Raw genomic sequence first — 6,180 nt, 5'->3', positions numbered from 1 at the left:
TGTCGAAGTTGAGGCCGGACCGGATGTGCCCGATGTGCGGGGCCGCCTGCACGGTGGCGCCACACAGGTAGATCGAGACGCAGCCCGGCTGGAGCGGGGTGAAGTCACGGATCTGCCGGACACTGGTGTCGTAGAAACGGATTGACAAGACGTCTCCTCGGCCTCAGGCAACAGCTCGTGCGGCCTTGACGAAGGCCCGGATCAGCGCCGAGTCTTTGACCCCTCGGACCCTTTCGATCCCACTGGACACGTCCACACCCCAGGGCCTGGTGATCTCAACCGCCTCGGCCACGTTGTCCGGTGTGAGGCCGCCGGCCAGGAGCCACTCGTCACCGGGGGAACGGAAAGCTTTTCGGGTCCAGTCCCACGGGATCCCGGCGCCTGGCGTGGGTGCGTCAAGGAGCAGAATGTCTTCGCCCATCTGCCCGCACTGCGGGACAGGTTCGCGGTACGACGCTCCCCGAATGAGCGTCCACGACCCATCTCTGAGCGCGGCGAAGTGCCCTCGCTCTTCCTTTCCGTGAAGCTGCACTGCACCGATTCCGGTGATGTTGGCCACGGAGCGGATGTAACCCACTGGCTGGTTACGGAAAACCCCGACGGTCATCACATGTGACGGAATTCGCTCGATGAGCCGTATGGCTGTGGTGGCGTCCACACGCCTGGGGCTGTCCGCGAACATGAAGCCGATGGCGTCGGCACCCACCTCAGCAGCCGTGTCCACGTCCTCTTCGGTCTTGAGCCCACAGAGCTTGATGAACAGATGATTTCGCATAGAGGCCCCTCAACGGTTCTGTCTGCTCCGCAGACCCCTTCCAAGACGGGTGCGTGAGCGGCGAAGGTCGCAATCAGCGGCTGGCGAGGGCCAGTTGAAGGCCCAGCCCGACGAAGGCAACAGCGAAGGTCCGGCGCATCCATGCCAGTACCTTCGGGCGAGTGATGATGTGGTCCCGTACAGCTGCCGCGAAGGCGCCGTAGATCACGAACACCACGAACGTCATGATCATGAAAACGGCCGAGAGCTCGAGCATGTGAGGCAGCGAATTGGTGCTGTCGGCCGGAACGAACTGAGGCAGGAACGCCAGGAAGAACATGGACAGCTTCGGGTTCAGGAAGTTGATCAGAATCGCAGTCCATGTGACCCGGACTGCCGACCGCTCCTTCACCTGGCTCCTGTCCTCGGCCTCGATCTTCATTGCCCCCTTCTCGCGCAGGGTCTGCCAGGCGAGGAAGAGCAAGTAGCCGACGCCGGCCCACTTGAAGCTCTCGAACGCCAGCGCGCTGGTGTGGAGGATGGCGGCAAGCCCGGCGATCGCCGCGGCCAGATGCGGAACGATACCGAGGGTGCAGCCGAAGGCCGCCACGACCGACATGCGGAACCCGCGCGTCAGCCCTGTGCCGACGGTGTACACCGCGCCGGTTCCCGGGGAAACCACGATGATGAACGCGGTGATGAGAAACTCAACACTCATGAACAGCTGCTCCCTTGGCGATCAGTCCAACTACTGCGTCAATGACGGCACTACTGTGTCAGGAGCGCTCTCGTGGCGGACTCAACATCGTGAACCCGTGCCAGGCTTTCACCGACGAGGAACGCCGTGATGTCGGCAGCCGCCATGCGCTTGAGGTCCTCCGGGGTGCGCAGCCCGCTCTCGCCGACGATGACCTTGCCCTCGGGGACGTGCGGGGCGAGGTTCTCGGCAGTCGCCAAGCTGGTCTCCATGGTCTTGAGATCGCGGTTGTTGATCCCGATCAGTCGGGACCGCAGCTGAGCCGCCCGCTCCAGTTCCTCGCCGTCGTGCACTTCGACCAGGACGTCCATGCCGAACTCTCGCGCGGCATCCTCAAGGGCGAGGGCGGTGTCATCGTCGACGGTGGACAGCATCAGCAGGATCGCGTCCGCTCCCCAGGCCCTGGATTCGACGACCTGATAAGGATCGAGCATGAAGTCCTTGCGGAGCAGAGGCAGGCCAACTGTCCTCCGAACAACGCCCAAGTGGTCCAGGCTGCCGTCGAACGAAGGGCCGTCGGTCAGTACGGATATGCAGGTGGCGCCCCCTGCCTCGTAGGCGCGGGCAAGCTCCGCCGGATCGAAGTTCGCGCGGATCAGGCCCTTGGACGGGCTCTTCTTCTTGACCTCGGCGATCAGCGCGTACTCATCCTGCTGCTGCCGTTGTTCGATCGCGGCCAGGAAACCCCTCGGGGGCGCAATGCTCGCGGCCTGCTCCCGCAAAGCCGACGGTGGCCGCTGCTTCTTGGCCTCGGCGATCTCCTCACGCTTGTACGCGGTGATACGAGTCAGCAGATCGCTCATGAGGCGTCCCCGGTGACATTGGCGTTGGATGCTTCGATCAAGGCGGACAGACATTCCCCTGCCCGTCCGGAATCGATGGACTCAGCTGCAAGGACAGCGGCCTGCCTGAAGTCGGTGACATGGGAAGCCGCGAGCAGCGCGGCGGCAGCGTTCAGAACTGCGATGTCACGGTACGGCCCTTGGGCTCGATCGAGGACCGCCTTCAACGATTCGGCGTTGTGGGCAGGCGTCCCTCCCCGCAGTTCCTCCGGGCGAGCGGTGCGGATCCCCACGTCGTCGGGCGTGATCTCGAAGGTCTTCACCACACCGTCTGCAAGTTCCGCAACGTACGTGGGACCGGTGGTGGTGACCTCGTCGAGGCCGTCCGATCCGTGCACGACCAGCGCGTGTGTGGATCCCAGTTCGCCCAGAACCTGGGCAAGGGGTTCGACCCAGTGTCGGGAGTAGACGCCGACCAGGTGATGCCGGACCCCGGCGGGGTTGAGCAGCGGGCCGAGGATGTTGAACACAGTGCGAGTGGCGAGTTCAACACGCGTGGGCGCCACATGCTTGAGGGCGGGATGATGGTTCGGCGCGTGCATGAAGCCGATGCCCGCCGCGGATATGCAGTGCTCGACCTCTGCCGGGGAAAGTTCGGTCCGGACGCCGAGTGCGCTCAGCACGTCGGTCGCGCCGGAGCGGGAGGACAGCGCGCGGTTTCCGTGCTTGGCCACGGGGACGCCCACACCGGCCACTATGAGCCCGGCACAGGTGGAGATGTTGTACGAGCCCGAGGCGTCGCCTCCTGTGCCTACGATGTCAACCGCGCCTATGGGTGCCTTGACCGTGCGCATTCTGCTGCGCAGGCTGGTCGCCGCGCCTGTGATCTCGTCGACCGTCTCCCCGCGTACGCGCAGGGCCATCAGGAACGCGCCGATCTGGGAAGGGGTTGCCTCACCAGTCGTCATGATCGTGAAGGCGTCGGCGGCTTCCTGCCGGGTCAGGGGATGGCCGTCGGCTGTCTTGGCGAGGAACTCCTTGAACGTTCCCATCACGCAGTACCTCTCGAGGGCAGGGGCCGGTCCCAGTCGGGTGTGACGTTCTCGCGCCGGTAGGGGGTCTCATCGGTCAGGGCCGTGTCGAGGGTGCGAGCGAACAGGTGCCCGCTGTGCACGGCGCCGGCGATGATCCCGGGACCGAGGGCATCGCCGACCCGCACTACTCGGCGGATGCCTGCCTCTTCGAGGACAGCGGGTCCGAGTTCCACCAACTCCTGGTAGAGCGTGTCCCTGGGGATCTGTCCCGTGGACAGGACAACTGCGTCGGCGGCCACGGCGGTTTCACGTCGTGTGTAGGTGCAGGCAAGGTGGGCGGTGCCCGGCTCGGCATGAGCGAGCGTGGTGGATGTGTGGACTGCGGAGCAGAGTTCGATGATGCGGCGCTGGATGCGCTTCTGCTCGGCGGTGTACTGGGTGAAGGCCGCAACTGTGGGCTCGGGGGTCACGAATGTGACGTCACACCCTGCGGCGACGAGCTGCTCAGCGATGACGCCCGCCATGTAGTAGTGGTCGTCGTCGTAGATCACGACACGGCCTCGGGGAAGCCGGCCGTCCATGATGTCGTCCGGCGTGAACACTTTGACGTCATCCAGTCCGGGAACCGGCTCGGCGTGGTAGCGCCCGACACCGTCGTCACGCCATGTTGCCCCGGTAGCGATGGCCACAAGGGAGCACCCGGCTTCCAGGACCAGGTCGGCCGTCACGCGGTTGTCGGGCAGGAGCTGCACATTCTTCATGCGCTTGAGCTGTTCGAGACGCCAGTCCCGCACACGGCCGTACGTCGCGAGGCCGGGCAGTCGGGCCTCGCGTGTGACCCGTCCCCCGAGTTCACGGCTCTCTTCGCAGAGAATCACGTCATAGCCACGCTGGCCCAACCCCCGGGCGGCTTCCAGTCCGGCGGGACCGCCACCGACAACAAGCACGGTGTCGTCGGTGTCCTTGGGCGGGATGGTCTCGGGATGCCAGCCGCGACGCCACTCCTCGCCCATCGTGGGGTTCTGTGTGCAGCGGATGGGCGCGCCGAGTGAGTCGAAGGCCAGGCAGATGTTGCAGCCGATGCACTCTCGGATGTCGTTGAAACGGCCCTGTTCGATCTTGGAAGGGAGGAAAGGATCGGCGATCGAGGGGCGGGCAGCCCCGATCAGGTCCAAGGTGCCGGACCGGAGCATGGACACCATGGTGTCGGGTGAGGTGAAGCGCCCCACACCGACCACAGGCTTCGTGGTGGCCTGCTTGACGCGCTTGACGTACTTCTCCTGCCAGCCCTCCTGCTCGAACCGGGCCGTGGCCCCGTCGTACGCCATGTTGGAGATGTTGATGTCCCACAAGTCAGGTAGTTCACCGAGGAGTTCGATGACCTCGTAGCCCTCACCGTCCGCGGTGATCCCCCGTGGGCCCATCATTTCGTCGATGCAGAAGCGGACCGCGACGGCGCAGGTGTCGCCAATGGCTTCCTTTGTGTCCTCGATGAGCTCACGTAGCAGACGGGCGCGGTTCTCCAAGCTGCCGCCGTATTCATCGGTGCGCTTGTTCCTGGTGGGCGAAAGGAAGTTGATGGGCAGGGTCATGCTGTGCCCGGCGTAGATGTAGACGATGTCGAAGCCGGCGCGCTTGGCGTTGAGTGCGGCCTCGCGGTGCCACCGGCGAAAGGCCGTGATGTCGTTCTTGTCCATGGCGCGGGCGGTGCCGGGAAAGAGGCTGCGTGTGGCCTCCGTGCTGGGCGCGATCGGCACAGCACGGGATTCCAGGTTGGCCACGTGTCCGCCGTTGTGGGCCAGTTCGACGCCGGCCAAGGCGCCGTGCTCGTGGATCTGGTCGCCGGCCCGGGCCAGCGTCGGAATGTCCTGGGCGTCCCAGAGGCGCAGTTCACGCTGATGCTGGCCCGAGTAGTGGATGTCACACTGCTCGGTGCACACCACTCCCCAACCGCCCTCGGCCTTGATGCCACGCATGGCTGCCATGGGCGACGGATAGGCTCGGCCCATTCCGTTGCAGTGGGGTACCTGATAGAAGCGGTTCTTGGTGGTGACAGGGCCTATCCGAAGCGGTTCGAAAAGGATGTCGAAGCGGGATGGGCGGGACAACGCGTGTTCCCTTCGTCGTGACCACGCGAGAAGCCATGTTGGATGTATTACTGGCCGGCGGGCGGATAGAACCGGTTGCCGAAGATCGCGGAGCCTACGCGTACGTTGGTCGCTCCATACGCGACGGCCGTGGCGTAATCACTGCTCATTCCCATGGACAACTCGCTGAGCCCATTGCGCGCGGCTATCTTCGCGAGAAGGTCGAAATGCTGCTCAGGCGGCTGCCCCGCCGGGGGTATACACATAAGGCCGGCGACGTTCAACCCATAGAGGTTGCGGCAAGCTGCAATGAAATCGTCGGCTTCCCCAGGAAGGACACCGGACTTCTGCCGTTCTTCCCCCGTGTTCACCTGGACGAACATCACCGGGTGACGCTCCTGGTTCTCGCACTGGCGGGACAGCGCCTTGGCGAGGGAATGGCGGTCCAGGGAGTGAATGGCATCGAACAGAGCCACGGCCTCACGTGCCTTGTTGGTCTGCAGCGGCCCGATAAGGTGAAGTTCGGTATGCGGGTACTCGTCCTTGAGGTCAGGCCATTTGACCTTCGCCTCCTGCACGTAGTTCTCGCCGAACACCATCTGCTCACAGCCGATGGCCTCTCGCACAGTATCCGCGTCGAAGGTCTTGCACGCGGCGATCAGCCGTACGTCTTCGGGCGTGCGCCCCACCCGTGCAGAGGCGGCTGCGATCTGCTCGCGTACGCGGGCAAGACCATCGGCTATGCCCGAATAGTCTGGCGTGCTCA

Annotated in this window: 6 protein-coding genes and 1 pseudogene; all 7 read right to left on the bottom strand. The window is 64.7% G+C overall.

Annotated features, from left to right (window positions below):
* Positions 1 to 148 (bottom strand): annotated as a pseudogene (locus tag F7R91_RS41230) (cysteine--tRNA ligase); the annotation flags it as partial.
* 15 nt (positions 149 to 163) lie between these two features.
* Positions 164 to 775, bottom strand: a complete 612-nt coding sequence (locus F7R91_RS41225; protein ID WP_150958933.1) for a phosphoribosylanthranilate isomerase — start codon at positions 773 to 775, stop codon at positions 164 to 166.
* Between the two features lie 73 nt (positions 776 to 848).
* A complete protein-coding gene (locus F7R91_RS41220; RefSeq protein WP_150958931.1) occupies positions 849 to 1,472 on the bottom strand; it encodes a LysE family translocator in 624 nt (207 codons plus the stop codon).
* Between the two features lie 50 nt (positions 1,473 to 1,522).
* Positions 1,523 to 2,314, bottom strand: a complete 792-nt coding sequence (gene trpC, locus F7R91_RS41215) for an indole-3-glycerol phosphate synthase TrpC (protein WP_150958930.1) — start codon at positions 2,312 to 2,314, stop codon at positions 1,523 to 1,525.
* Positions 2,311 to 3,345, bottom strand: a complete 1,035-nt coding sequence (gene trpD, locus F7R91_RS41210) for an anthranilate phosphoribosyltransferase (protein WP_150958928.1) — start codon at positions 3,343 to 3,345, stop codon at positions 2,311 to 2,313. The genes trpC and trpD overlap by 4 nt, the downstream gene beginning before the upstream one ends.
* Positions 3,345 to 5,435: an oxidoreductase gene (locus F7R91_RS41205; protein ID WP_150958926.1), complete on the bottom strand. Its 2,091-nt coding sequence runs from the start codon at positions 5,433 to 5,435 to the stop codon at positions 3,345 to 3,347. Before F7R91_RS41205 ends, trpD begins: the two co-directional genes overlap by 1 nt.
* Before the next feature lie 47 nt (positions 5,436 to 5,482).
* Positions 5,483 to 6,180, bottom strand: a 698-nt coding sequence (locus tag F7R91_RS41200; protein WP_225321126.1) for a YggS family pyridoxal phosphate-dependent enzyme, incomplete at its 5' end; no start/stop codon positions are given.

It is taken from the genome of Streptomyces luteolifulvus, assembly GCF_008806595.1.
Taxonomy (GTDB): domain Bacteria; phylum Actinomycetota; class Actinomycetes; order Streptomycetales; family Streptomycetaceae; genus Streptomyces; species Streptomyces luteolifulvus.
The sequence above is the reverse complement of the archived record's forward strand: the minus strand, read 5'-3'. Positions and strand labels throughout refer to the sequence as shown.

What these genes read in the sequence shown, in the direction of transcription:
- F7R91_RS41225 (WP_150958933.1), bottom strand. Translation starts at nt 775, where the DNA reads ATGCGAAATCATCTGTTCATCAAGCTCTGTGGGCTCAAGACCGAAGAG.
- F7R91_RS41220 (WP_150958931.1), bottom strand. Translation starts at nt 1,472, where the DNA reads ATGAGTGTTGAGTTTCTCATCACCGCGTTCATCATCGTGGTTTCCCCG.
- trpC (WP_150958930.1), bottom strand. Translation starts at nt 2,314, where the DNA reads ATGAGCGATCTGCTGACTCGTATCACCGCGTACAAGCGTGAGGAGATC.
- trpD (WP_150958928.1), bottom strand. Translation starts at nt 3,345, where the DNA reads ATGGGAACGTTCAAGGAGTTCCTCGCCAAGACAGCCGACGGCCATCCC.